This window comes from Bradyrhizobium sp. Bra78 (assembly GCF_024519855.1).
Taxonomy (GTDB): Bacteria; Pseudomonadota; Alphaproteobacteria; order Rhizobiales; family Xanthobacteraceae; genus Bradyrhizobium; species Bradyrhizobium japonicum_G.
Map to the genome: position 1 here is coordinate 263,989 of NZ_JALJRE010000001.1, position 25,282 is coordinate 289,270.

A 25,282-nucleotide genomic window follows, 5' to 3' on the forward strand; every position below is an offset into this window, starting at 1 on the left:
TCTCTGTCAGGGACGGACGAGCAAAGTGACCAGCGTCAGTTCGAGCACCAGCAGCACAAGTACGACGAGCTCGTCGGGCGTATCGGTCACGACGAGCGGAACCACCAATTCGAGCAGCATCGACTGGACGGCGCTGATCCAATCGGCCGTCGACGCGAAGACCGCGCAGGCGGACACGATCTCGACCACGATTACGAACAATGAGGCCAAGATATCGGCCTATCAGACGCTCCAGAGCGATCTGAAGACGCTGTATTCAGGGCTGGCGTCGCTTTCGACCGCGGTGGTCAACTCGCTGTCCACCAGCGCATTTGCGACGCGCGCGGCGAGCATAAGTTCCACCGGCGACGTGAGCGCCTCGTCGGCGCTCTCCATGACGCTGAAGAGCGGGGCCGCGATCGGCGACCACACGCTGACGATCAGTCAGCTGGCCGCCGCTCAAAAGGTTTCCGGCACCTCGCAATCGAGCCAGACCGACGAACTCGGATACTCCGGCACGTTCTCAATCGGCCTGGAGGGCGGCAGCACCGCCGACATCAGTGTCACCAGCACGATGTCGCTTCAGGACGTCGTCGATGCCATCAATGCCCAGACCTCGACGACCAACGTCCAGGCCTCGATCGTGCAGGTCTCCAGCACTTCGTTCCAGATGGTGCTGACGGGCACGGAGGATGCCGCCGACATCACTTATTCCAGCACGTCCGGCGACGATATCCTGAACAAGCTCGGCGTGACCGACAGTTCGGGGAGCTTCACCGACGTGCTCCAGGAGGCGCAGGCCGCCGAGTTCACGCTCGACGGCATCGCGATGACGCGCGACACCAACGATATTTCGGACGTCCTGAGCGGCGTCACCTTCAGCCTGCTCCAGGAGACGCCGGACGGAGCGACGCTGAACATCAGCATCGAGACCGACACCAGCCAGATTGAATCGACACTGGAGACGTTCGTCACCAACTACAACGCCTTTCGCGACGAGGTGGTCGCCCAGCAGGCGACCGCAACGGACGGCACCGCGGATTCGAGCGCAGTGCTGTTCGGCGACGGCACCATGCGCAACATCATGGACGCGCTCCAGAATGCCCTGAACACGACCGTGGGCGGCATGACCATGGCCGATCTCGGCCTGTCCTTCAACGAGAGCAACGAACTCGAGCTGGATACCAGCACGCTGTCGGATATCCTGAGCACGAATCTGAGCGGTGTCACCAAGCTGTTGTCGGCGCAGACGACGACGTCGTCGAGCCAGCTCAGCGTCGTCAATACCGGAACGTCGCCGCAATCCTTCACCCTGGATCTGGCAGTCGATTCCGACGGCAACCTCACCTCGGCGTCGGTCGGCGGCGACACATCGCTGTTCACGATCAGCGGCACCACGATCATCGGCGCTTCCGGCTCGATCTACGCCGGCATGGCCTTCACCTATAGCGGCTCGACCTCGCAGTCGATCACGGTGACGTCGACCTTGGGCATTGCAACGCAGCTCTATCAGATCGCTAAGGACTACTCGTCGTCGACCGGCGCGCTGCAAACGCAGATTACCAGCCTGACGACCCGCGATGATGATCTCCAGCAGAAGGTCGACGACATCAACAGCGCGGCGTCGACGCTGCAGTCGCAGCTCGAGACGCAATACGCGAAATACCAGGCGGCGATCGAGAGCGCCAACAGCACGCTCGATTATCTCAAGGCCCTGCTCAATTCCAGCTCGAGTAATTGATGATGAATAATGCAATGGCGTACATGGCCAACCAGGCCTATCGGGGGACAGCAACGAGCGTGCCGCCGCTCAAGGCGGTCTCGATGCTGCTTGGCGGCACGATCACCTTGCTCCAGAAGTCGCTGAACGCGCAGGAGGGACGACGCTTCGAGGAGGGGCACGAGCACCTGATGAAGGCGACCGCGATCCTGCGCGGGCTGAGCCACAATCTCGATTTCACGAAGGGCGGGGCGGTGGCGGAACAGATGTTCCAGACCTACAACGCTTTGATCCTGGCGAGCCTCAAGGCTTACGGCCGGCCGCATGCCCGCGAGAGTTTTCGGCGGATCATCGCCGGGCTGACCGAGCTGCGGGAGGCCTGGGAATCGGTCGATGCCACGTTGCGGAGCAGCAAGGCCGGGCCGGTCGATTCGGCCCGCGCGGGCTGAAGCGGCCTATTCCTCCGCAGTGCGGGAGGGGCGTTGGGGGCGGTTGTTTTGTCCCCATTTGCCGGCGATTTTGGCGGCCGGAGCCGCTGAAATCCGGTTTCCGCATCGCCCGCAATGCTTTATGACGGCCTGACCGAGGCGGGACCGGCGGGCGATGGACGTCACCGAGTTTGAAGAACTGATCGACCGGCTGGGCGAGGATCTCTCGCTTTGGCCCGATGATCGGCGTTTGCCCGCCGAAGAGCTGCTGGCGCACTCGTCGGCTGCGCAAGCCCTGCTCGAGGAGGCCCGCGCGGTTCGCAGCGCGCTTGCAGCCCCTCCGGTGCGTGCGCCCAAAGGCCTCGCCGACCGCATCGTCGCCGCCGCTGCGAAAATGAAAGGCGACACTGCCGAGCCGCGCACCGAAGGCGAGACAACGGAGAGCTGAAGGGCTCCTTCCGAAAGCGTGTTCTTCAATTCGTTGCGGTTGCCGCCAAGCCCGGCCATGACGCAGTGGAAGCGTCGGCACCCCGAACACTCCTCTCGGATGCGATTGCTTTGCCGCGCGTGAGGCCCGCACGGCAGATTTTGCCGTGTCGAAAGCCGTTTTTGCGCGCGTGAATCCCCGCCTGAATCCGCGCGCCCACCCGTTTCATCAGCACACAGATTTCAAGCGCCGCCGACCGACGTCTCGTCGCCGGCGGCGCGGGAAGGCCGGAGTTTCCGATGACCGTTTCCGCAACGAGTTCTGCGTCGACCGCCACCACGACGACATCGTCGTCGTCGAGCACGTCGTCCAATTCGACGCTAACATCCAGCGATTTCCTGAGCCTGCTCGTCAGCGAGCTCCAGAACCAGAATCCGCTGGATGCGACCTCGACCACCGACCTCGTCAATCAGCTCACCTCCTACGCGAATTTCACCTCCCAGCAGTCGATCAACTCCAACCTCAATTCGCTCGCGAGCTCGTTCTCCAGCCTCGTGACGCTGAATTCGGTGAACTACATCGGCCATACCGTCGAGGCAAAGACGGACACCTCGACCTTGAGCAACGGCTCGGCGACGTTCGGCTACTCGCTGTCCTCTGCCGCCTCGAACGTGTCGATCAGCATCTCGGACTCCTCCGGCAACGTCGTCTACACCGGCACGGGGACCGGCAATTCCGGCTCGAACAGCTTCACCTGGGACGGCAAGGACTCCAGCGGCAACCAGCTTTCCGACGGCGGCCAGTACACGATCGCGGTGACCGCGACGAATTCCTCCGGAAATTCGGTGCTCAATTACACGACCGTCACCGGCACGGTGACCGGCATCGACACCTCGACCTCGACACCCTCGCTTACCGTGAACGGCATTTCCGTCAGCGCGGCCAACATCATCGGCGTCACATCCTGATTTCTTCCGGAGTTCTATCATGAGTCTCAGCGGCGCATTATCCTCGGCGATCTCGGCGCTCAGCGCGCAGAGCCAGTCCCTGTCGATGATCAGCGACAACATCGCCAATTCCGACACGACCGCCTACAAGACGACGTCCGGGATGTTCGACGCGCTCGTGACGGCGTCGAGCAACACCACCTCGTATGCCTCGGGCGGCGTCACCGTCTCGGGCCGCGCCAACATCACCCAGCAGGGCCTGCTGGCCGCGACCTCCAACGCCACCGACGTCGCGATCCAGGGCTCGGGCTTCTTCGTTGTCACCGACGCCAAGTCGGGCGGCACCGTCGCCTACACCCGCAACGGTGCCTTCACCACCGACAATGCCGGCTATCTCCAGAACAACGGCTATTACCTCGAGGGCTGGCGCACCGACGCGGACGGCAATGTCGTCGGCAACGAATCGGCGAGCAATCTCGAAGCCATCAACACCCAGGTCGCCTCGACCAGCGGCAGCGCCACCACCAAGACCACGATCGCCGCCAATTTGCCGTCGGACGCCGCGACGGGCGAGACCTATACCAGCTCGATGACGGTCTACGATTCGCTTGGCGCCGCGAATTCGATGCAGATCACCTGGTCCAAGACCGGCACCAACACCTGGAGCGCGAGCTTCGCCAACCCGACCTCGGCTTCTGACACCACCACCGCGACGGGGACCGCTTCCGGCACGATCGACATCACCTTCAACAGCGACGGCTCGCTGGCCAGCACCAGCCCTGACCCGGCGACCGTCTCGATCACGGGCTGGACCGACGGCGCGGCCGACAGTACGATCACCATGGATCTCGGCACCGCCGGCAAGACCGACGGTCTGACGCAATACGCGTCCGGCGAAACCACGCCGTCGGTCAACGTCACCAGCATCGACTCGGACGGCCTGTCCTACGGCAAGCTGTCCAGCATCTCGATCGGCGACGACGGCGTGGTCGATGCGACCTATTCGAACGGTCAGACCATCGCAATCTACAAGATCGCGGTCGCGACCTTCGCCGATCCCAACGGGCTCGCCGCCTCCAGCGACGGGATCTATTCGGCGACCGTGACGTCGGGCAACGCCGCGCTGCAGGCGTCCGGCGAGAACGGCGCGGGCACGATCTACGGCAGCGAGCTCGAATCCTCGACCACCGATACCTCCAGCCAGTTCTCTAGCATGATCTCGGCGCAGCAGGCCTATTCGGCGGCGTCCCAGGTCATTTCGACCGTCAACAAGATGTACGACACCCTGATCTCGGCGATGAGGTGAGTGGTGCGCAGTGAGGAATCCGGGACTGTCGGCGAGGCGCTGCTGCGTCGGCTGCAACGACTGGTGGCGCGGGCCGCGACCGCCAAGGGCGGCGAGCGCAGGCAATTGCTCGCACTGATCGACGACCTCGAGACGGCGCGCCGCGGCCTGTTGCGGGAATGCGCGGAGGTCGAGGGCCAGATGAGGCAGGCAGCCGTCAGGACGACTGCGATCGCCGCTTACCTGCGCAACGCGCAGGCCAGCCGCGGCAAACGGAATAACTAGAAGAAGGCGATGACCATGACTGTAGCCCAAGCCAAGAGCCACGCCACGAGGACGAGCGCCGCAAACGGCGACACGCGGATCAAGTCGCTGATCGCGCTGATCGACACGCTGACCGCGCTGGTCGCCGAGGAGAATGCGGAGCTTGCCAAGGGCCTGCCGGCCTCGCGCCTGAAGCAGGTCGACGAGAAGAACCTCCTGGCGGAGATGTTCGAACGGACGGTTGCCGAGTGCGCGGCGGGCACGACCAGCCTGAACGTACCGGACCGGATCCTGCGTGAGCAGCTCATGGAGCGGATACTGAAGCTGCGCGCGGCGATGGACGAGAACCTGGTGCGCCTGCGCGCGGCGATCGAGGCCAGCAACCGCCGGATCGAGGCCGTCATGCAGGCGATCCGCGAGCAGATCGCGGCGGTGTCGCCCTATGGCGCTTCCGGCCGGGTCGCCGCGCGCTCCGTCTCCAGCGGCACCAGCCGCAGCGCCTGACGATTCGAGGGGCCCCGCCGTGTCACTCAATATCGCACGATCGATCGCCTTCAGCGGACTATCGGCCACGTCGGTGCAGATCAGCGTGACGTCGTCGAACATCTCGAACGCCGACACGACGGGCTATACCGAGAAGACCGCCAGCCAGTCGAGCAGCGTCACAAACGGCGTCGGCACTGGCGTCACCGTGACCGGCATCACCTCGACCGTCGACAAGCTGCTGCTGAAGTCGCTGGTCGCGGCGACTTCCGACCTCGGATCGGCCGATACCACCAACACCTATCTGACCTCGCTCGAAAAGCTCTACGGTTCGACCAGCAGCACCGATGGGAGCTCCACGGGAACCTCGCTCGCAAACAGCATCGCCACGCTGGAATCTGCGTTGGCGTCGCTGGCGAACACGCCGAGCAGCGCCTCGCTGCAATCCAATGTCGTCAGCGCCCTCGATGACGTCGCGAGCCAGTTGCGGGAGACGTCGAGCGGCATCCAGAAGCTCCGCGGCGACGCCGACCAGGACATCTCGTCCTCGATCGACGACGTCAATGCGGATCTGGAGCAGATCGCGGATCTCAACGCCGCGATCAAGCAGACGGCGGCGGCCGGCCAATCGACCGCGGACCTGGAGGACCAGCGCAACACCGCGCTCCAGGACGTCGCCTCCAAGATGAACATCAGCTATTTCACGGCGTCGAACGGCGATCTGCAGGTCTATACCACGTCCGGGCAGGCGCTGGTCGACAGTTCCGCGCACACGATCAGCTATACCGCCGCGGCCAAGGTGACGGCGTCGACGACTTACACCGCCGGCTCATCGTCGAGCGGCTTCAGCGCGATCACGGTGAACGGCGTCGATATCACTTCCCAGATATCAGGCGGCGACATCGGCGCACTCGTCACGCTTCGCGACAAGACCCTGTCGGAGGCGCAGTCCCAGCTCGACCAGCTCGCACAGCAACTCGCCTCGGCCATGAACAGCGTCTCGAACGGCGCTTCTTCGGTGCCGGCACCAACCAGCCTGACCGGTACGACTGCCGTCACCAGCAGCACGGCGCTCTCCGCCACCGGCACGGTGCGCATCGCCGCCACCGACCAGAGCGGCAATCTGGTCTCTTACGGTGATCTCGACCTCTCGTCCTATTCCACGGTCGGCGATCTCGTCACCGCGATCAACGGTATCTCCGGGCTCTCCGCATCGGTCGATTCGGACGGCCATCTTTCGATCACGGCGACCGGCTCCGGCAATGGCGTCGCCATCAATGAGATGACGAGCTCGGTGGGAAGCTCCGGCGAGGGGTTTTCGGAGTATTTCGGTCTCAACGACTTGGTGACGGGAACGAGCGCGTCGGATATCGCGGTCAACAGCAAGATCCTGTCCGGAACCAACGAGCTTCAGCTCGCGACACTGGACTCCTCGTCGAGCCTGACGGCCGGCAGCACGGTGCTGTCGTCGGGGTCTGCCACGGTCGTCAATGCCTTCTACGATGCTTTGACGGAGTCGCGGACATTTTCCTCCACCGGCGGGCTCGCCGCCACTACCGGCTCACTCGCCGATTACGCCTCGGCGGTCGTGTCCGATGTCGCGAGCAAGTCGTCGCAGGCCTCCACCAACTACACCGCCAAGGAGACTGCGCAGTCGACCTATGCGAACTCCCTGTCGTCGCAGTCGGGCGTCAACCTGGACGAGGAATCGGCGAAACTCAGCACGCTCCAGAACAAATACTCGGCAGCCTCCGCGCTGATCCAAGCCATCAACTCCATGTACTCGGCGCTGCTCTCCGCCGTGCAGTCGACATAGGAGGCACCCTGGGCATGGTGGCGATGCGGGTCGCGACCTTCGCGCAGTCGAGCAAGATGATTTCCGACGCGCTGCGCGTGCAGGCGGTCATGGCCGAGAAACAGGTCCAGGAATCGTCCGGCATCGTCTCGAGCGATATCGGCGGTTACGGTTCGGACGCCCAGCACGTCGTCAACCTCCAAGTCTCGGTGACGCGTGCGCAGTCCTATATCGATGCCGCGACGCTCGCCGACAGCAAGGTGCAGGTGATGTATTCGGCGGTCGGCTCGATGACCGACATCATCACGCAACTTCGCTCCCAGCTCAGCGCCGCCTCGACCGGCAGCACGACCGAAGCGACCTCGGTGATCAGCTCCGCCCAGCAGATGCTGGAGGAGATGGGGTCGATCATGAACACGCAGTATGACGGCCAGTATGTCTTTTCCGGCGGCAAGACGGACACGGCCCCGGTCGATCTCACGGGCTTTTCGTCGGGGACGGGCTCTCTCGCCACGGCGGACAGCAGCTACTACGGGGGCGACGACGAAATCGCCTCGGTGCGTGTCGGCGCCGGTGAAACCGTCTCCTATGGCGTAACCGCCGACAATTCGGCGTTCGAGGAGGTGATGCGTGTGCTGAAATTCGTCGCCAACAGCACCTCGCTGTCGTCCGCGGACATCTCCAGCGCGCTCGATCTTGCCAGCACGGCGCTCGACGACACGGCGGCCGTGCAGGCGAAGCTTTCCAGCGCGGCGTCCTCGATCGAGACGGCGAGCGCCCGCCAGAGCGACTACAAGAGCTATGCCGAGACGTTGTCGAGCGACCTCACCAGCGTCGACGTCGCCGCCATTACGGCGCAGCTCTCGACCTACGAGTCGCAACTTACCGCGTCCTATTCGGCGCTTGGCAAGATCCTGAGTCTGAATCTTGCGAGCTATCTGAAGTAGGACAGGCTCATTCGGCCGCGATGCGCTCCATCGCCATGGCACGAAGCCGGGCGCGCTGGATCTTGACGCCGTTGGCGCTGTCGGTGACGGGGAAGGTCTCCACGACATAGATCCGCGCCGGCACCTTGTAGCCGGCGAGCCGCTCGCGCAGGCGCGCGACCAGCTTCTCCTGTTGCGGCGGCTCCTGGTGCGGTTCCTGGGCCGGGATCACGAAGGCGACGCAGCGGGCGTTTCCCTTCAGATCGACCGCGACCACCTGGGCGTCGGCCACGCCAGCGCACGATTTGAGCTCGTCCTCGATCTCGCCGGGGGCGACGAGAAAGCCGCCGAGTCGCATCGCGTCTCCTGCACGGGTCTCGTAGACGAACGAGCCGTCGCCGCGCAGCCGGCCAATGTCGCCGGTGCGGAAGAAGCCGTCCGCCGTGATCGCATCGCGCGTTGCGTCCGGGTTGTTGAAGTAGCCGAGGAAGCGCGAAGGCGCGCGGATCTCGATCTCGCCGGAGACGCCTTCGGCCGCGAGCTCGCCGCTCTCGGTGTCGCGCACGCGCACCATCGCGTCGGGTGACATCGGCCAGCCGCCGCCCTCGATGCGGTCGGCAAAGGCATCGCCAGGCCGGGCGATCGAGAACAGCGCCTGCACCTCGCTCGAACCGTAGAGGCCGAACAGCTGCACGCCGCGCGCCTCGGCGTCTGTGGCAAGCTCGCGCCAGCCTGGCTGGAATGCAGCGAAGCCGCAGACTTCGAGATGCGGGAACGGCCGCGGCGCATCGGCGAGTGCGAGGATGCGGCGAAGCATCTCGTCGGAGCCGAAGGAATGCGTGATCCTGCACTCGCCGAGAATCTTGAGCGCTGGCGCTGCTTCGAAAGCGTCGAGCACATGAACGGTCGCGCCCGCGGCAATGAAGCCGAGCAGGCTGGTCATGCCGAAGGTGCCGCAGAATGGCAGCATGGCCAGCAGCGAGTGACGCTGCGGCAAGAGTTTCAGCGCTTTGGCGACGGAGGCGGCGTGGGTGGCCAACGTCCGCTGCGAATGCGCAACGAGCTTTGGTCCCCTGGTCGTGCCCGATGTCGTGTACAGCAGAACCGGCAGGTCGACGTCGTTCTGCGGCGGTGGGGCCGGCGGATAAGGCTTGTCGAAGGCGTCGAAGCGTACACAGGGCCATTGTGCGGGAATCCTGTCCGCGCCGACCACGGCGAGTTCCCGCAATGCGGGGACCTCGTCCCTGGCGACGTCGGCGAGGATGGCGGCGAAGTCGATCGAGCGGAACGCGGCTTCAACCACCATGAGCCTGGCGCCGGAAACCTTGAGCAGATGGGCGACCTCCGCGCTGCGGTAGCGGGTATTGACGGCAGTAACGACCGCGCCAAGGCGGGCGGCAGCGAACAGCAGCGCGACCCATTCGATCCGGTTGACCAGCCAGATCGCGATCACGTCGCCCTTGCCGACGCCTTGCGCGGCAAGCCAGGCGGCAGCCTGTTCGACCTTCTCTGAAAGCTCCGCGCGCGAGACGGGCGTGCCGTCGAACACGAAGGCAGGGCCGGCCGTGGCTTCGCTCCGGATCAGCCATTGCAGCGAAAGTTCATTGGCGCTCATGCCAACCGAACTAACCCGATCGCGCAATCCTGTCTACTTTGTGCCGAACATCCGGTCGCCGGCGTCGCCGAGGCCCGGCACGATGTAGCCGTGGTCGTTGAGCCGCTCGTCGATCGCGGCGGTCCAGATCGGCACGTCGGGATGCTCGCTCTGGAACTGCGCGATGCCCTCGGGGGCGGCCAGAAGGCACACGAAGCGGATGTCGCGGGCGCCGCGCGCCTTGAGCAGGGAGGCGCCGGCGCAGGCCGAGTTGCCGGTCGCCAGCATCGGGTCCATCAGGATCACGGTGCGGTCGGACAGGTCCTGCGGCGCCTTGAAGTAATATTCCACGGCCTGCAATGTTTCAGGATCGCGGTAAAGCCCGATGTGGGCGATGCGCGCCGAGGGCATCAGTGCCAGCATGCCATCGAGGAAGCCGACGCCCGCACGGAGGATCGGCGCCAGCGTGAGCTTTTTGCCGGCGATCTTCGGCGCCTGCATCGGCGCGATCGGCGTCTCGATCTCGACCAGCTCCAGCGGCAGGTCGCGCGTCACCTCGTAGCCGAGCAGCATCCCGATCTCGTTCAGGATCTCGCGAAAGCTCTTGGTCGAGCGGTCCTTCTCCCGCATCAGGGAGAGCTTGTGCTGGACCAGGGGATGGGCGACGACGTTGACGCTGCTTGTGCTCATGAAACCGATCTACACGGTTCCGTGAAATTGCGCCAGATCGGCCGGGTGTTTTCCGCCGGATACGTGGCCTCAAGCCGGCATCGCGACCTCCTTGCGGGCACGGCTGCTTGCCTCGTAGGCAGCCATGGTCAATTCACGCTCGATCGCCGTTCGCATGGCGTCGATGGCCGGCTGGCGCAGGCGCTTCTTCGCGGTCGCATGCGACGGCATGTGGATCGCGCGCAATGCCGCGATGATCTCCTCGAGGGCGTTGTCGATGGCTTCCGGCGAAACGACGCGATCGAGAAAGCCCGCAGTCAGCGCCTCTTCAGGCTCGTACATTTCGCCCAGCGTCGCGGTGCGGCTGAGCCAGGCCGGATGCAGGCGGCTGCGTGCGAGCTCGATGGCGAAGCTGGGCGGCGCAATGCCGATCGCGACCTCGTTCAGCCCCATGCGGTGCGGCCCGCGGGCGCCGAGCCTGACGTCGCAGGCGAGCAGCAGGAACGTCCCCATCGGAAAGGCATGGCCCTCCATCACGCCGATGGTCGGATGCGGAAACGACATCAGCCGCAGCGCAAGCTCCGCGCCGGCCCGGACCATCTCGAGACTCCCGGCGGCATCGCCCGAGGCGAACACCTTCAGATCGAATCCCGCGGAAAAGACGCCCGGCCGCGCCGAGCGCAGCACCACGATCCGCGCTTCCGTCTCGGCGCGGTCGAAGGCGGCTCCGATCTCGCCCAGCATGGCGGCCGACATCACGTTGACCTTGCCGTCGTCGAGCCCGACCCGCGCGACGCCGTCCTTCAGCTCGTAGGTCACTCCCTTTGGCATTTGCCTCTCCTCGTTGTCACGCCTTGACTGTCGGAGGCTGATATAGACCAATCAATATAATTTACGATCGAAGGAGGACGCCATGCCGGCCGTGCCAAGACACCGCCAGCCCATCATCAATGCGGCGGTGACGCTGTTCCGCCGCCAGGGCTTTGCCCGCACCGGCCTGAACGACATCGTGGACGTCAGCGGTGCGCCGAAGGGGTCGCTCTATCACTACTTTCCGGATGGCAAGTCTTCGATTGCCGTCGCTGCGGTCGAGGAAGCCGGCCGCCGCGTCGCGGCGACCGTCGCAAAACTCGCGGCCGAATGCGGCTCGACCGGCGATTTGCTGCGCGCCCATGCAAGGCTGCTGGCGGCATGGATGCAGGGCTCCGGCTTTCGCAACGGCTGCCCGATTACGACCGTGCTGCTGGAGCTTGCACCGCGCGAGCGCGCGGTGTCCGATGCCGGCCGCAAGGCTTATGCGGCGCGGATCGCGCTGCTTCGTGACAAGCTGATTGCGGACGGGTTCGCCAGGCCGCGGGCGGAGGCGCTTGCCGTGCTCTGCACGTCGGCGCTCCAGGGGGCGTTGATCCAGGCGCGAGTCGAACGCAGCGGCCGGCCGATCGAGATCACCGCGGTGGAACTGGCGCGCCTGATCGAGACGGAAGTGAAGCGGTGAGGACTAGACGCCGAGTCCCCGCGCGACGAGCGTGATCACGATCGTCAGGATCGCGCCCCAGACCAGGCTCAGCGTCATCGTCAGGATCGTCGTGGTGACCGCGTGCTCGAGATTGCCCTTGAGGAGCTGCATGCTAGCTGTCCGAGGCGGGCGCTGCGGTGAGGCGCATGCCGAACAGGAGCGCGGCCATCAGCGCGATCAGCATGATGATCTTGAGCTCGACCATGTCCAGCTACCTCGCAGCCTTGTGCCCCAGGAGACGCTTGAGCCCGTCCAGCACGTGTGCGGCTGTCACGATCAGCGGATTGCCCTGGTTCTGGACGTCGAGCTCGAAGGTCTCGGCGGGAAATACCAGCGCGCATCGTGCCGGTCCGCTCTGCCGGTTGGCGAAATCCACCGCCGAGCTCTTGAACAGGAAGACGCCGCCCGTGCATCCGTTCGCCTCGCGCGCGACCCAGAGGCCGGCGCCGTTGCGCCCGATGAAGAAGGCGGGGATGGCGGCACTGACGACATCCGGGTCGAGCGGCCCAAGCGTCGCCGCCTGCGCGTGCCGGGTCTCCGGCCGGCGGCGGGAAGCCTGGAGGGCGATCGCAGCCATGGCGGCCTCCTCACACATCTGCAAGGTCATGATCGTCTCCCATGCTCGTCAGGCGTGGAGGTGCCAGACATAGATCGCGGTCTTCAGCGCGATCAGCGCGGTGAGCACGCTGCCCATCGAGAGCACGGCCAGCGCACTCAGCGCGATGCGCTTGAGCCGGGCCTTGCGTGCATCCGATATCAGCGCGGGGCGTTCCGCCCAGCCAAGGGGGCGTTCAACGCCATGTGTCAGCATCGACATTCTGGTATTCCTTCGAAAGCCTGACGGCGGTCGAAGCCGCCGCCATCAGTCTCGAATGATGGCCATCGGCGCGTAGGATTGCGAGATGAGCGCCGGGCTCGCTGCATAGGAATCTCATAAAGAAGCGGTCTGTCGTGTCGGCAGGCCCCTGAACAGATCCGGGCTCCGCTTGCGGCGAACGTTGGATGGAGCAGGGCTCGAACCCGTGATCCCGAGGGCTGCGGCAAAGGCGAGCCGCAGCCGTGATTCGTCAATTTTTTTGACAAAAATGGCCAAGAATCGCTTCGGCGTCCTCTTGCTGTCCATTGATCGCAACGCAGAGCCGCGAGCTGGATCGCCGGAAGAAGTGGAGGGAGTCATCGGTGTTGCGCCGGCCGAGACGATCGAGTTCTCCGGCCAGAGCCGCGATGTTCACTCTGTCGCAATCATCCCGCGTCACAGCAAAGCGCAGCAGCGCCAATTGCCAGGCACGGAGCAACCGGTGATGCCCATCGGCCGGTGGGATAGAGCTCACGCAAAAATCGCCCGCACCTGGAACATCAGGCACCGACGCCGTCGATCAGTTCCTCGTCGGCGATCGCGGCGAAGGCTCGCACCATTTCCCGCTGCGCCGCCGCGTCCAGCGGCACGATCGGCAGTCGCGTCTGTGCCGACATCAAGCCGAGCACGCCAAGTGCATGTTTGAGCGCAGCCGGGCTCTCCTTCGAGAGGCAGGCGATGAGCGGGATCAGTCGCTTGTGTAAATAGCGGGCGGATTGCAGCCGGCCCTGCCGGACCTGGGAGAAGATCGTGCGGCAGAGATCCGGAGCGATGTTGGCGACCTCGGAGATTGCGCCGTCGCCGCCGCTGGCTATGAAACTGAAGGCGGTGGGATCGTCGCCGGATAGGAAGCGAAATCCGGCCGGGAGGTGCCGGGACAGCCGCATCGGGCGGGTGATGTCACAGCTTCCATCGCGCAGGCCGACGAACTGGCGGGATTCGAGGAGACGCAGAAGCGTCTCGTCGGCAAGCGGGCGCAGCGTTCGGGAGGGAACGTCGTGCAGGATCACCGGCAAGCCGATCGCACCGGCGATCGCGCGGAAGTGCGCGAGCATTCCCTCCTGCATCGGCTTGTTGTAGGCGGGCACCACCGCCATGACGGCATCGGCGCCGGCTGCCTCCGCCCGCCGCGCAAGTTCGATGGCTTGGCCGGTGCCATTCGACATCGCGCCGGCGATGATCCGGACGCGGCCGCGGGCGACGTCGACCGCGGCGCGAATTACGAACTCCTGCTCGGCCGGCGAGAGCGTCGGTGCCTCACCGGCGGTTTCGCACACCACGAGTGCAGGAACACCGGCCGCGACCTGCCGCTCACACAGCGCGGCGAACGCCTTCAGGTCGATCGTGTCCGCCGCATCGAACGGGGTCGGCATGTCCGGGATGAAGCCGGTGAACCAGGCTGAGGGGGGAGTGAACATGGCTTTTCGCCTGTATGCGCCGGCTCAGGCGGCGCGGCGTGCGCTATTGCTGCCGGGGCTCTTGCCCATGTCGAGCTCGATCTCGCGCGGCAGCTCTACGATGGTTTCGGGGTGCTGGCCGTTTTCGAACAGCGCATATTTGATCGCCTGCGCGCGGCTGACGAACAGGCCGCCATAGAGGCCGCTCTGTTCCTGGGCGACCCATTGTCCCCCGTGGTTGCGGCCAATGAAGACGATGGTCGAAGGCGAGCTGCACGAGGGAGGTTCGACGAGTTTCACGGATGTAGTCCTTCCGATTGATGCGGGCGGCGGGGACATGTCCCGCAACCGTTCGATCAATATCTTTTCAGGTGGGTATGATTTCGAGAGCGTTCGGAAGGTGATCTCATAGGAAGATCATAAAGTCTGGCGTTCAGGTCAGCTCGTTGACGACGTGAACCAGCGCGAACAGCGCACCGAACGCCGCGCACTCGTCCCAATGATTGAGGGCGCCACCGAACAGCGGCTCGCGTCGCAAGAGGGCGACGGCGGCGCACAGGATGATCGACATCCAGAGCAGCGCGGCGAGGCTCCGCCCGAAGCTTATGCTGCCGAAGGCGGCAAAGGCGGCGAGGAGTACGACGCGGACGGCAAAGCGCGCGATCGCGCGTGTCGGGCTCAGGACCCTCGATATGTCCGAAGACTGCGGCAAGGCGCGAACCCGCCCGGCCGGCTAGCTGAAGTGCTCGCAGCCGACCGGCTCATAGAACGGGTCGGGGGCGGGGCGCACGATGGGAACGCTCGGCCGCGAGATTTCCACGGCCAACGCCTGTACCTCGATGAACGCCGACAGCAGGGCCAACGCAAGGTCGGCATGCCGGGCTTCGACAGCGGCGTCGAGCCAGTCCGGCAATTCGCGCTCGCGCGAGAGCGCGCAATGCCATTCACCCTCGTCATAGGCGATGCGGCGGACCTGCCACAGCGGCAGCTCGAGCTCCAGCAGCGCCAGCGCGGCATCGGCCCAGGCCTCGGCATCGACCAGGCGCATGATGCGCGCTGTGCGCTCACTTTGTCCAAGCGAAGGGAAGCGCCGGCAGGCGTGATCGATGATGTCCAGCAGCAGCGATCGCGTCACTGTCGGTGCCGCGCGAAGCCGCTGGCTGATTGAAGGCGGGTCGTAGTGTCGGAGTGTGGCGGTCATGTCAGGCCTCCTGGAATTGGCGTCGGTCAGTCGGCCGGCCTCTCCAAAATGGCGAAAATGGCATTTGAAAACGAGATGGGGACGGGGCGGGAGATATAAGGATTTCATAAGTGGCGGGCCTATCCCGTTCGGCGCCGCGCCCCGGCCTTTATGAGATTCCTATAACGTCGCCATAGCCCTCATCTCGAAAACCTATGCCCGTGGTGGCACTTCAGCACGGTCAAAAGTCCCGACTGGCGCCGTGGAAGCGCGTTGCATTCCATGTCCGCGCGCCCCGCCGGGTCCCAGAGAAATGGTTGCGCCGGACATAAAGACGCAACGAGGAGTATCTCCATGATGGACATTCTGATGCTGGCGCTGGGCTTCGCCTTTTTCGCCCTTGCGATCGGCTACACCTACGCCTGCGAACGGCTGTGAGGGAGCGGACCATGATCTTTGATTATGCGCTCGCCGGTGCCGTCTCGTTCGGCCTCCTGTTCTACCTCACCTACGCGCTTCTGCGGCCGGAACGGTTCTGAGCCGTGCTGCTCCTTGTCGAATTGCTGCTGGCGGACGCCGTGCTCGTCGCCGGCCTGCTGACGGTGTTCCTGCCGCTGTTGCGCCGGGCGCCAAGCCTGAAGGATTGATTCCATGACCATGATCGGTTGGCTCCAGATCATTCTCTATTGCGCGATCATCGTCGCGCTCGCCAAGCCGCTCGGCTGGTACATGACGCGCGTGTTCGACGGCGAACGGACGTTCCTGTCGCCGGTGCTGCGGCCGATCGAGGCCGGCATCTACTGGTTCTCCGGCGTCGACGAGAAGCGCGAGCAGCACTGGCTGACCTACACGGTCTCCATGCTGCTGTTCCATGTCGGCGGCTTTCTCATCATCTATGGCGTGATGCGGTTGCAGGCCGTGCTGCCCTTCAATCCGGCAGGCCAGGGCGCGGTCGCGGAGGACCTCTCCTTCAACACGGCGATCTCCTTCATCACCAACACCAACTGGCAGAACTACGGCGGCGAGAGCACGATCTCCTATCTCGTGCAGATGCTCGGCCTGACGCACCAGAATTTCCTGTCGGCCGCAACCGGCATCGCGCTCGCGGTCGCCCTGATCCGCGGCTTCTCGCGCGCCTCGGCGCGCACCGTCGGTAATTTCTGGGTCGACGTCACCCGCACGACGCTCTACGTGCTGCTGCCGATCTGCGTCGTCTACACGCTGTTCCTGGTCTGGCAGGGCATGCCGCAGACGTTGGGCGATTATGTCGAAGCGACAACGCTCGAAGGCGCCAAGCAGACCATCGCGGTCGGCCCGGTCGCCTCGCAGGTCGCGATCAAGATGCTCGGCACCAACGGCGGCGGCTTCTTCAATGCCAACGCCGCGCACCCTTTCGAAAACCCGACCGCGCTGTCGAACTTCGTGCAGATGCTGTCGATCTTCGCGCTCGGTGCGGCGCTCACCAATGTGTTCGGCCGCATGGTCGGCAACCAGCGCCAGGGCTGGGCAATCCTCGCCGTGATGGGCGTGCTGTTCGTCGCCGGCGTCGCCGTCACCTATTGGGCCGAAGCCAACGGCACCTCGACCCTGCAGGCGCTCGGCCTGACCGGCGGCAACATGGAAGGCAAGGAAGTCCGCTTCGGCATCGTTGCCTCCTCGCTGTTCGCGGTGATCACGACGGCGGCCTCCTGCGGTGCGGTCAACGCCATGCATGACAGCTTCACCGCGCTCGGCGGCATGATTCCCCTGATTAACATCGAGCTGGGCGAAATCATCGTCGGCGGCGTCGGCGCCGGCATGTACGGCATGCTGCTGTTCGTTATCCTTGCGATCTTCGTCGCAGGCCTGATGGTCGGCCGCACGCCGGAATATGTCGGCAAGAAGATCGAGGCGCGCGAGGTCAAGATGGCGATGCTCGCCATCCTGGTGCTGCCGCTGATGATCCTGGGCTGGACCGCGGTCGGAGTGGTCTATCCGGCGGCGGTCGCCTCGATGGCGAATGCCGGCCCGCACGGCTTCACCGAAGTGCTCTACGCCTTCACCTCGGCGACCGGCAACAACGGCTCCGCCTTCGCGGGGCTCACCGGCAACACTTTCTTTTACAACCTCACGCTCGCCAGCGCGATGTTCGTCGGCCGGTTCTTCATGATCGTTCCCGCGATGGCGATCGCGGGCTCGCTCGCCGCGAAAAAGTCCATTCCGCCGTCTGCGGGCACCCTCCCGACCACCGGCGGGCTGTTCGTCGGCCTCGTCGTCGGCGTGATCCTGATCATCGGCGGCCTGACCTTCTTCCCGGCGCTCGCGCTCGGCCCGATCGTCGAGCATCTCGCGATGAACGCCGGCCAAGTTTTCTGAACAGCAAGTGTTCTGATCGACAGCCTTCTGATTGTTTGGAGTGACCTCCATGGATACGATGAAACTGCAAAAACGCGCTTCCGTCTCGGCGATGCTCGATCCCAAGATCGTCGTGCCCGCGATTCGCGCGTCCTTCACCAAGCTCGACCCGCGGCTGATGATCAGAAATCCCGTGATGTTCGTGGTCGAGACCGTGGCCGCGCTCACCACGGTGATCTTCCTGCGCGACCTCGTCACCGGCGGCGCGAATCTCGGCTTCACCTTCCAGATCATCCTCTGGCTCTGGTTCACGGTGCTGTTCGCCAATTTCGCCGAAGCGGTCGCCGAAGGCCGCGGCAAGGCGCAGGCCGATTCGCTGCGCAAGACCCGCACCGAGAGCCAGGCCAAGCTGCTGACCGGCGCCGGGCAGGCCTTCCAGCTCGTGCCGGGCACCAGCCTGAAGGTCGGCGACATCGTGCTGGTCGAGGCGGGCGATACCATCCCCTCCGACGGCGAGGTGATCGAGGGCGTCGCCTCCGTCAACGAGGCTGCCATCACGGGTGAGTCCGCGCCCGTGATCCGCGAGTCCGGCGGCGACCGTTCGGCGGTGACCGGCGGCACGCAGGTGCTGTCCGACTGGATCCGCGTCCGCATCACGGCGGCGCAGGGCTCGACCTTCATCGACCGCATGATCAAGCTGGTCGAGGGCGCCGAGCGGGCGAAGACGCCGAACGAGATCGCGCTCAACATTCTGCTCGCGGGTCTCACCATCATCTTCGTGTTCGCCACCGTCACCATCCCGAGCTATGCGGCTTATGCCGGCGGCTCGATCTCGGTGATCGTGCTGGTCGCGCTGTTCGTGACGTTGATCCCGACGACGATCGGTGCGCTGCTGTCGGCGATCGGCATCGCCGGCATGGATCGCCTGGTGCGCTTCAACGTGCTGGCGATGTCGGGCCGCGCCGTCGAGGCCGCCGGCGACGTCGATACGCTGCTGCTGGACAAGACCGGAACGATCACGCTCGGCAATCGCCAGGCGACTGCGTTCCGTCCGGTTCGCGGCGTGACCGAGCAGGAGCTGGCGGACGCAGCCCAGCTTGCCTCACTCGCCGACGAGACGCCGGAAGGCCGTTCCATCGTCGTGCTGGCGAAAGAGAAGTATGGCATTCGCGGGCGCGACATGGCCGAGCTTGGCGCGACGTTCATCCCGTTCACGGCGCAGACCCGCATGAGCGGCGTCGATGCCGGCGGCTCGTCGGTGCGCAAGGGCGCGGTCGATGCCATGCTCAATTATGTCGGGGGCGGCGCGCCGCTGGCCGTCGCTTCCGGCAACACCGCACGGGCCATCCAGCCGGTGGCGCTGTCGGACATCGGACGCGAGGTCCAGACCATTGCGGACGACATTGCGAAGGCGGGCGGTACGCCGCTTGCTGTCGCCAGGGACGGCAAGCTGCTCGGCGTCGTTCAGCTCAAGGACATCGTCAAGGGCGGCATCCGCGAGCGCTTTGCCGAGCTGCGCCGCATGGGCATCCGTACCGTCATGATCACGGGCGACAACCCGATGACGGCCGCGGCGATCGCGGCGGAGGCCGGCGTCGACGATTTCCTGGCGCAGGCAACTCCCGAGGACAAGCTCAAGCTGATCCGCGACGAGCAGGCCAAGGGCAAGCTGGTGGCCATGTGCGGCGACGGCACCAACGACGCGCCGGCGCTCGCGCAGGCCGACGTCGGTGTCGCCATGAACACCGGCACCCAGGCGGCCCGCGAGGCCGGCAACATGGTCGACCTCGATTCCAACCCGACCAAGCTGATCGAGGTAGTCGAGATCGGCAAGCAGCTGCTGATGACGCGCGGTGCACTGACCACGTTCTCGATCGCCAACGACGTCGCAAAGTATTTTGCGATCATCCCGGCGATGTTCCTGGCATTCTATCCGCAGCTCAACGTGCTCAACGTCATGAACCTGTCGAGCCCGCAAAGCGCCATCCTGTCGGCGATCATCTTCAACGCGTTGATCATCATTGGGTTGATCCCGCTGGCGCTGAAGGGCGTCGCCTATCGTGCGGTCGGTGCCGGCGCTTTGCTTCGACGCAACCTGCTGATCTACGGCCTCGGCGGTATCGTCATTCCCTTTATCGGCATCAAGGCGATCGACCTCGTCGTCGTCGCCTTGCATCTGGCCTAACCCGTCATTGCGAGGAGCGAAGCGACGAAGCAATCCAGACTGCCTCGGTGGAAAGACCCTGGAATGCTTCGCTTCGCTCGCAATGACGATATATTTGGAGACCTAACATGCTCAGAGAAATCCGCCCCGCCATCGTCCTGCTGCTGGTGCTGACCGCCATCACGGGCCTGGCCTATCCGCTCGCGATGACGGCTATCGCCGGCGCGATCTTCCCGGCGCAGGCGCAAGGCAGCCTGATCGAGAAGGACGGCAAGGTGATCGGCTCCGCCCTGATCGGGCAGGAGTTCAAGGACGACAAATACTTCCACGGCCGCCCCTCGGCGACGCTCGCGCCGGACCCGAACGACTCGACCAAGACGGTCTCGGCGCCCTACAACGCCGCCAACTCCGGCGGCTCCAATCTCGGTCCGACCAGCAAGGCGCTGGCCGACCGGTTGAAGGAAGACGTGGACAGGCTCAAGAGTGAGAACCCGAACGCGGCCGTGCCGGTTGACCTGGTCACGACCTCGGCCAGTGGTCTCGATCCGGACATCTCGCCGGAAGCTGCCGAATTCCAGGTGCCGCGGATCGCCAAGGCTCGGAATATGCCGGAAGACACGCTGAAGCAGCTCGTGGCCTCCACCACGCAGGGCCGTTGGCTCGGCCTGCTTGGCGAACCCCGCGTTAACGTATTGGCGCTGAACCTCGCGCTTGATCGTGTGGCCGCGAAGTAGCGCTCTATGCTAGGAATGCCCGGATGACTATATTGGCCTGATGGTCCGAGAGCGCCGCGATCCCGAACAACGGCCGTCTCCCGAGGCGCTGCTGGAAGCTGCGCGCCGGGAGGAGGGCGCGAGCGGCAAGTTGAAGATCTTTGTCGGCGCCGCCCCCGGCGTCGGCAAGACCTACGAGATGCTGCAGAGCGCCCACGCCAAGCGCAAGGCCGGCATCGACGTCGTGGTCGGCTTCGTCGAGACCCATGGCCGCGCCGAGACCGAGGCTCTGGTGCGGGGGCTCGAGGTGGTCCCGCGCAAGCGGCTCGACTACCGCAGCCAGATCGTCGAGGAGATGGACCTCGATGCGGTGATCGCAAGGCGGCCGAAAATCGCCTTGGTCGACGAGCTCGCCCACACCAATGCGGCTGGCAGCCGCCATCCAAAACGCTATCTCGACGTCGAGGAGCTGCTCTCCCACGGCATCGACGTCTACACCGCCGTCAACATCCAGCACATCGAGAGCCTCAACGACGTCGTCGCGCAGATCACCCATGTGCGGGTGCGCGAGACGGTGCCCGATTCGGTATTCGACCGCGCCGATGCGATCGAGCTGATCGACCTCACGCCTGACGATTTGATCCAGCGGCTGAAGGAGGGCAAGGTCTATGTGCCCAAGCAGGCCGAGCGCGCGCTGGAGCATTATTTCTCGCCGGGCAATCTGACCGCGCTGCGCGAGCTGGCGCTGCGGCGCACGGCGGAGCGGGTTGATGAGCAGCTGCTCACGCACATGCAGGCGAACGCTATCGCCGGGCCCTGGGCCGCAGGCGAGCGCATTCTCGTCTGCGTCAGCGAGGACCCGCGCGCTGCGAGCCTCGTGCGCTACACCAAGCGGCTGGCCGACCGATTGCATGCGGCGTTCACCGCGATCTCGATCGAGACACGGCGCTCGCTCCAGCTTTCCGACGAAGAGCGCGACCGGGTCGCCGATACGCTGCGGCTCGCGGAAGCGCTCGGCGGCGAGGCCCTGACCATCCCCGCCGTCGGCCGCCGCATCGCCGACGACGTCATCAATTTCGCGCAAGGCAACAACGTCACCCAGATCGTGATCGGCAAGTCGACGCGATCGCGGTGGTTCGAATTGACGCGCGGTTCCGTCGTGCATGATCTGGTGCGCAGTGCCGGCAATATCAGCGTTCACGTCATTCCCGGCGATGAGCTCGCGATCGAGCCCGCGCCGAAGTCGGCGATCCAGACCGCGGCACGTTCCGAGCCGTTTGACGCACGTCCCTATCTGAAGGCGCTCGGGATCACTGCGCTCGGCCTTGCCGCAGCGGTGGGCATCAAGCCCTATTTCGGCATCGAAAACGTCGACCTGATGTTCCTGACCGCGGTGGTCGCCGTGGCCGTTCGCTATGGGCTATGGCCGTCGCTCCTGGCGAGCATAGCGGCGTCGCTGGCGTATAATTTCTTCTTCTTGCCGCCGGTCTACACGTTCACGATTACCGATCCGACCAATGTCGCGGCGTTCTTCTTCTTCATGCTGATTGCGTTTGTGGTGTCGAACGTTGCGGGACGGGTGCGGACCCAGGCCGACACCGCGATCGGCCGCATCCGCACGACCGAGCAGCTCTATGCGTTCAGCCGCAAGCTCGCGGGCACCGCCACGCTCGATGACGTGCTGTGGGCGACCGCCTATCAGACCGCGCTGATGCTGAAGGTCCGCGTGGTGCTGTTGTTGCCCGAGGACGGCCTGCTCACGGTCAAGTCCGGTTATCCGCCAGAGGATGAGCTCGACCAGGCCGATCTTGCCGCCGCCAACTGGGCCTGGAGCAACGATCGCACGGCCGGCCGCGGCTCGGACACGCTGCCGGGTGCAAAACGGCTGTTCCTGCCGATGCGTACCGGGCGCGGCCCGATCGGCGTCATCGGCATCGACGACGATCGCACAGGTCCCTTGCTGACGCCGGACCAGCGACGGCTTCTCGACGCGCTGGTCGACCAGGGCGCGCTCGCGATCGAGCGCGTGCTGCTGGTCGAGGACATGGACCGCGTCAAGCGGACCGTCGAGTCCGAGCGGCTGCGCTCGGCGCTGCTGACCTCGATTTCGCACGATCTCAAGACGCCGCTCGCGTCCGTGCTGGGGGCCGCCTCGACCATGCGTGATCTCGCCGGGGCGTTGTCCGACACCGAGAAGCGCGACCTGCTCGCCACCGTGATCGACGAGTCCGAGCGGCTCAACCGCTTCATCGCCAATCTGCTCGACATGACCAAGCTCGAATCCGGCGCCATCGTGCCCAACACGGCGCTGCACGACCTCGGCGAGATCGTCGGCAGCGCGCTGCGACGGGCAGCCAAGATTCTCACCGCCCACAAGGTCGAGCTGGTGCTTGCCGCGGACCTCCCCATGCTCCAGCTCGATGCCGTGCTATTCGAGCAGGTGCTGTTCAACCTGCTCGACAACGCCGCCAAATATTCGCGGCCCGACACTACGATCTCGATCAGGAGCCAGCGCGACAGGGATCATGTGGTGCTTCAGGTCGCCGACGAAGGCGACGGCATTCCGCCGGACGAGCTCGAGAGCGTGTTCGACAAGTTCTACCGCGCGCAGAAGGGCGATCACGTCCGCCCGGGCACCGGGCTCGGGCTTGCCATCTCCCGCGGCTTCGTCGAGGCGATGCGCGGCACGATCGCGGCCGCCAACCGCAATGACCGGAGCGGCGCGGTCCTGACCATCCGTCTGCCTGTTCCGGCACAGACCCACTCATTGGATACCGCCGCATGAGCGCTGCCCCCATCAAGGTGCTGGTCATCGACGACGAGCCGCCGATCCGCAAATTGCTGCGGATGGGGCTGACGACGCAGGGCTATGAGATCCTGGAGGCGCCGAACGGCAAGACCGCGCTGGAAAAGCTCAGCGAAGAGCCCGCGCTTATCATCCTCGATCTAGGCTTGCCCGACGTCCAGGGCCACGAGCTGCTGCGCACCATCCGCGCCCGCAATGAAAGCGTGCCGATCGTGGTGCTGTCGAGCCGCGGGGACGAGGCCGGCAAGGTGCAGGCGCTCGATCTCGGCGCCGACGACTACCTGACCAAACCGTTCGGCATGGACGAGCTGCTGGCGCGCCTGCGCGCCGCGCTGCGTCACCAGTTGCAGGTCCAGGGCGAGCGCCCGATCTTTCGCAGCGGCGATCTCTCGGTCGATCTCGTCCGCCGCATCGTCAAGATCGGCGAGCGCGACATCAAGCTGTCGCCGAAGGAATACGATCTGCTGCGTGTGCTCGTGCAGCACGCCGGCAAGGTGCTGACCCATCGCTTCCTGCTCAAGGAGCTGTGGGACGAGCTGACCGACGCGCAATATCTGCGCGTCTATGTCCGCCAGCTCCGTCAGAAGATCGAGGCCGATCCGGAGCGTCCGCAATATGTGCTGACGGAGACGGGGATCGGCTACCGGCTGAAGGCGGGAGATTAGTGTATTTCACGCCGTAGGACTGAAGAGCGCGTTTCCGGCCATACCCGTCATTGCGAGTGCAGAGAAGCAATCCAGGCTGTCTCCGCGGAAAGATTCTGGATTGCTTCTCTGCGCTCGCAATGACGGAATGGGTTAACCCGCCTTCCGGTGTCGGGCTGTCGAACGATGCGTCTTCTTCGCGCTGCGGCTACGCCCCGTCGCGCGGCGCGCGTGAGCCTTCGCTGCCGTTTTCTTTCCGCCGCGTCCCTTCAGGCTCTGCTTCAGCGCGTCCATCAGGTTGACGACGTTGCTCGGCCGCTCTTCGGGCTCCGGCAGCTCGATCTTCCTGCCGCTGGCCTTGCGCTTCACTAGCGCCTTCAGGGCGTTCTCGTATTCGTCCTTGAACTTGCTGGGGTCGAAATGCGAGGCCTTGGTATGCAGGATGTGGCCGGCGAGCTCGACCATGTCCTTGGTGATCTTCGGGTTCTTGATGTCGTCGAAGAACTGGTCCTCGTCGCGCAGCTCGTATGGGAAGCGCAGCGTGGTGCCCAGCAGGCCCTTGCCGAGCGGCTCGATGGCGATGATGTGCTCGCGGTTGGTGAGCACGATCTTGGCGAGCGCGACGCGGTCCTGGTCCTTCATGGCATCGCGGATCACGGCGAAGGCGTCGACCGCAGCTTTACCGTCGGGCGCGATGTAATAGGGGTGGTTGAGATAGCGCTGGTCGATCTCCTCGCTCGGCACGAAGCTCTCGATGTCGATGGTGTGATTGCTCTCGATCTGGACCGCCTCGAGCTCTTCCGGCTCGATCTCGACATATTTGCCCTTTCGCAGCTCGTAGCCGCGCCCCTTCTGGTCGCTTTCGACGACGTCGCCGGTCTCGGCATCGACCATCTGCTGCTTGAGCCTGTTGCCGGTCTCGCGGTTGATCATGTGAAACCGCGTCTTCTCGGCCGCAGTGGTCGCGGGATAAAGCACGACCGGACAACTGACCAGCGAGAGCTTCAACGTTCCCTTCCAATAGGCACGGGGGGCCATTCCATTCTCCAGCGATTCCAAGGCTTTTCAGGAACTCCAACCGGGCTCCGGGGTTTTGGTTCCGGCTGGGACTTTTGCCGTGATAGGCTTTAACGCGATTAGATAATGCGGGACCGG

Annotated in this window: 28 protein-coding genes; 16 read left to right on the forward strand and 12 right to left on the reverse strand. The window is 64.9% G+C overall.

The features are described 5' to 3' along the window. Positions 1–25 precede the first annotated feature (25 nt). The 9 genes from fliD (at position 26) to OC450_RS01335 (ending at position 8,275) form a co-directional block, all read left to right on the forward strand. Entirely contained in the window at positions 26–1,720 is a 1,695-nt protein-coding gene (gene fliD / locus OC450_RS01295; RefSeq protein ID WP_256805886.1) for a flagellar filament capping protein FliD, read from the forward strand. Further along, positions 1,720–2,148 carry a flagellar export chaperone FliS gene (gene fliS, locus OC450_RS01300; RefSeq protein ID WP_256805887.1) on the forward strand — a complete coding sequence of 143 codons (429 nt, stop codon included), beginning with the start codon at positions 1,720–1,722 and terminating at the stop codon, positions 2,146–2,148. Before fliD ends, fliS begins: the two co-directional genes overlap by 1 nt. Positions 2,149–2,302: 154 nt before the next feature. Then, a complete protein-coding gene (locus OC450_RS01305) occupies positions 2,303–2,575 on the forward strand; it encodes a hypothetical protein (RefSeq protein WP_211384310.1) in 273 nt (90 codons plus the stop codon). Positions 2,576–2,853: 278 nt separating this feature from the next. Further along, a complete protein-coding gene (locus tag OC450_RS01310; protein ID WP_211384311.1) occupies positions 2,854–3,522 on the forward strand; it encodes a flagellar hook assembly protein FlgD in 669 nt (222 codons plus the stop codon). 19 nt (positions 3,523–3,541) lie between these two features. Further along, positions 3,542–4,807 carry a flagellar hook protein FlgE gene (gene flgE / locus OC450_RS01315; protein ID WP_211384312.1) on the forward strand — a complete coding sequence of 422 codons (1,266 nt, stop codon included), beginning with the start codon at positions 3,542–3,544 and terminating at the stop codon, positions 4,805–4,807. Between the two features lie 3 nt (positions 4,808–4,810). Continuing rightward, on the forward strand, positions 4,811–5,071 hold the full coding sequence (locus OC450_RS01320) for a hypothetical protein (protein WP_211384313.1): 261 nt from the start codon (positions 4,811–4,813) through the stop codon (positions 5,069–5,071). 9 nt (positions 5,072–5,080) lie between these two features. Next, positions 5,081–5,554, forward strand: a complete 474-nt coding sequence (locus OC450_RS01325) for a flagellar protein FlgN (protein ID WP_211384314.1) — start codon at positions 5,081–5,083, stop codon at positions 5,552–5,554. Positions 5,555–5,573: 19 nt separating this feature from the next. Then, a complete protein-coding gene (gene flgK, locus OC450_RS01330) occupies positions 5,574–7,349 on the forward strand; it encodes a flagellar hook-associated protein FlgK (protein ID WP_211384315.1) in 1,776 nt (591 codons plus the stop codon). Between the two features lie 14 nt (positions 7,350–7,363). Beyond that, a complete protein-coding gene (locus OC450_RS01335) occupies positions 7,364–8,275 on the forward strand; it encodes a flagellin (protein ID WP_256805890.1) in 912 nt (303 codons plus the stop codon). Positions 8,276–8,282: 7 nt separating this feature from the next. On the opposite strand, the gene OC450_RS01340 is transcribed toward OC450_RS01335, so the two are convergent. The 3 genes from OC450_RS01340 to OC450_RS01350 form a co-directional block, all read right to left on the reverse strand. After that, on the reverse strand, positions 8,283–9,869 hold the full coding sequence (locus tag OC450_RS01340) for an AMP-binding protein (RefSeq protein WP_262047020.1): 1,587 nt from the start codon (positions 9,867–9,869) through the stop codon (positions 8,283–8,285). Positions 9,870–9,902: 33 nt separating this feature from the next. Next, positions 9,903–10,538: a uracil phosphoribosyltransferase gene (gene upp / locus OC450_RS01345; protein WP_211384318.1), complete on the reverse strand. Its 636-nt coding sequence runs from the start codon at positions 10,536–10,538 to the stop codon at positions 9,903–9,905. Positions 10,539–10,607: 69 nt separating this feature from the next. Continuing rightward, complete coding sequence (locus OC450_RS01350) at positions 10,608–11,348, reverse strand: crotonase/enoyl-CoA hydratase family protein (protein ID WP_262047021.1); 741 nt, start codon at positions 11,346–11,348, stop codon at positions 10,608–10,610. Positions 11,349–11,430: 82 nt separating this feature from the next. On the opposite strand from OC450_RS01350, the gene OC450_RS01355 reads away from it, so the two are divergent. After that, positions 11,431–12,012, forward strand: a complete 582-nt coding sequence (locus OC450_RS01355; protein ID WP_262047022.1) for a TetR/AcrR family transcriptional regulator — start codon at positions 11,431–11,433, stop codon at positions 12,010–12,012. Between the two features lie 3 nt (positions 12,013–12,015). Here the strand turns inward: OC450_RS01355 and OC450_RS01360 are convergent, their stop codons facing one another. From OC450_RS01360 to OC450_RS01395, 8 genes are all read right to left on the reverse strand, one after another. After that, on the reverse strand, positions 12,016–12,144 hold the full coding sequence (locus OC450_RS01360) for a hypothetical protein (RefSeq protein ID WP_256374891.1): 129 nt from the start codon (positions 12,142–12,144) through the stop codon (positions 12,016–12,018). 100 nt (positions 12,145–12,244) lie between these two features. After that, on the reverse strand, positions 12,245–12,640 hold the full coding sequence (locus OC450_RS01365; protein ID WP_211384321.1) for a hypothetical protein: 396 nt from the start codon (positions 12,638–12,640) through the stop codon (positions 12,245–12,247). Positions 12,641–12,658: 18 nt separating this feature from the next. After that, entirely contained in the window at positions 12,659–12,850 is a 192-nt protein-coding gene (locus OC450_RS01370) for a hypothetical protein (RefSeq protein WP_211384322.1), read from the reverse strand. A 250-nt stretch (positions 12,851–13,100) separates the two neighbouring features. Beyond that, complete coding sequence (locus tag OC450_RS01375) at positions 13,101–13,364, reverse strand: hypothetical protein (RefSeq protein ID WP_262047023.1); 264 nt, start codon at positions 13,362–13,364, stop codon at positions 13,101–13,103. A 25-nt stretch (positions 13,365–13,389) separates the two neighbouring features. Next, positions 13,390–14,307 carry a 4-hydroxy-tetrahydrodipicolinate synthase gene (dapA, locus tag OC450_RS01380; protein ID WP_211384323.1) on the reverse strand — a complete coding sequence of 306 codons (918 nt, stop codon included), beginning with the start codon at positions 14,305–14,307 and terminating at the stop codon, positions 13,390–13,392. Positions 14,308–14,331: 24 nt separating this feature from the next. Continuing rightward, positions 14,332–14,586 carry a hypothetical protein gene (locus OC450_RS01385; protein WP_211384324.1) on the reverse strand — a complete coding sequence of 85 codons (255 nt, stop codon included), beginning with the start codon at positions 14,584–14,586 and terminating at the stop codon, positions 14,332–14,334. A 133-nt stretch (positions 14,587–14,719) separates the two neighbouring features. Continuing rightward, entirely contained in the window at positions 14,720–14,998 is a 279-nt protein-coding gene (locus OC450_RS01390) for a hypothetical protein (RefSeq protein ID WP_211384325.1), read from the reverse strand. 21 nt (positions 14,999–15,019) lie between these two features. After that, entirely contained in the window at positions 15,020–15,487 is a 468-nt protein-coding gene (locus tag OC450_RS01395; protein ID WP_262047024.1) for a hypothetical protein, read from the reverse strand. A 428-nt stretch (positions 15,488–15,915) separates the two neighbouring features. Between OC450_RS01395 and OC450_RS01400 the strand changes: the two genes are divergently transcribed. From OC450_RS01400 to OC450_RS01425, 6 genes are all read left to right on the forward strand, one after another. After that, the gene (locus OC450_RS01400) at positions 15,916–16,005 is read left to right on the forward strand and encodes a K(+)-transporting ATPase subunit F (protein WP_038965694.1); all 90 of its coding nucleotides are present in this window, start codon (positions 15,916–15,918) and stop codon (positions 16,003–16,005) included. 112 nt (positions 16,006–16,117) lie between these two features. Beyond that, a complete protein-coding gene (kdpA, locus tag OC450_RS01405; RefSeq protein WP_262047025.1) occupies positions 16,118–17,821 on the forward strand; it encodes a potassium-transporting ATPase subunit KdpA in 1,704 nt (567 codons plus the stop codon). 49 nt (positions 17,822–17,870) lie between these two features. Beyond that, complete coding sequence (gene kdpB, locus OC450_RS01410) at positions 17,871–19,985, forward strand: potassium-transporting ATPase subunit KdpB (protein ID WP_211384328.1); 2,115 nt, start codon at positions 17,871–17,873, stop codon at positions 19,983–19,985. Between the two features lie 107 nt (positions 19,986–20,092). Next, the gene (locus OC450_RS01415) at positions 20,093–20,698 is read left to right on the forward strand and encodes a K(+)-transporting ATPase subunit C (RefSeq protein ID WP_256805896.1); all 606 of its coding nucleotides are present in this window, start codon (positions 20,093–20,095) and stop codon (positions 20,696–20,698) included. Positions 20,699–20,738: 40 nt separating this feature from the next. Then, positions 20,739–23,462, forward strand: a complete 2,724-nt coding sequence (locus tag OC450_RS01420; RefSeq protein ID WP_256805898.1) for a sensor histidine kinase — start codon at positions 20,739–20,741, stop codon at positions 23,460–23,462. Further along, positions 23,459–24,148 (forward strand): response regulator, encoded by a 690-nt coding sequence (locus OC450_RS01425; protein ID WP_211384331.1) that lies wholly within the window; start codon positions 23,459–23,461, stop codon positions 24,146–24,148. The genes OC450_RS01420 and OC450_RS01425 overlap by 4 nt, the downstream gene beginning before the upstream one ends. 132 nt (positions 24,149–24,280) lie before the next feature. Here OC450_RS01425 and OC450_RS01430 read toward each other — a convergent pair whose 3' ends face one another. Then, positions 24,281–25,165, reverse strand: a complete 885-nt coding sequence (locus tag OC450_RS01430) for a Ku protein (protein WP_262047026.1) — start codon at positions 25,163–25,165, stop codon at positions 24,281–24,283. Between the last annotated feature and the right edge of the window lie 117 nt (positions 25,166–25,282).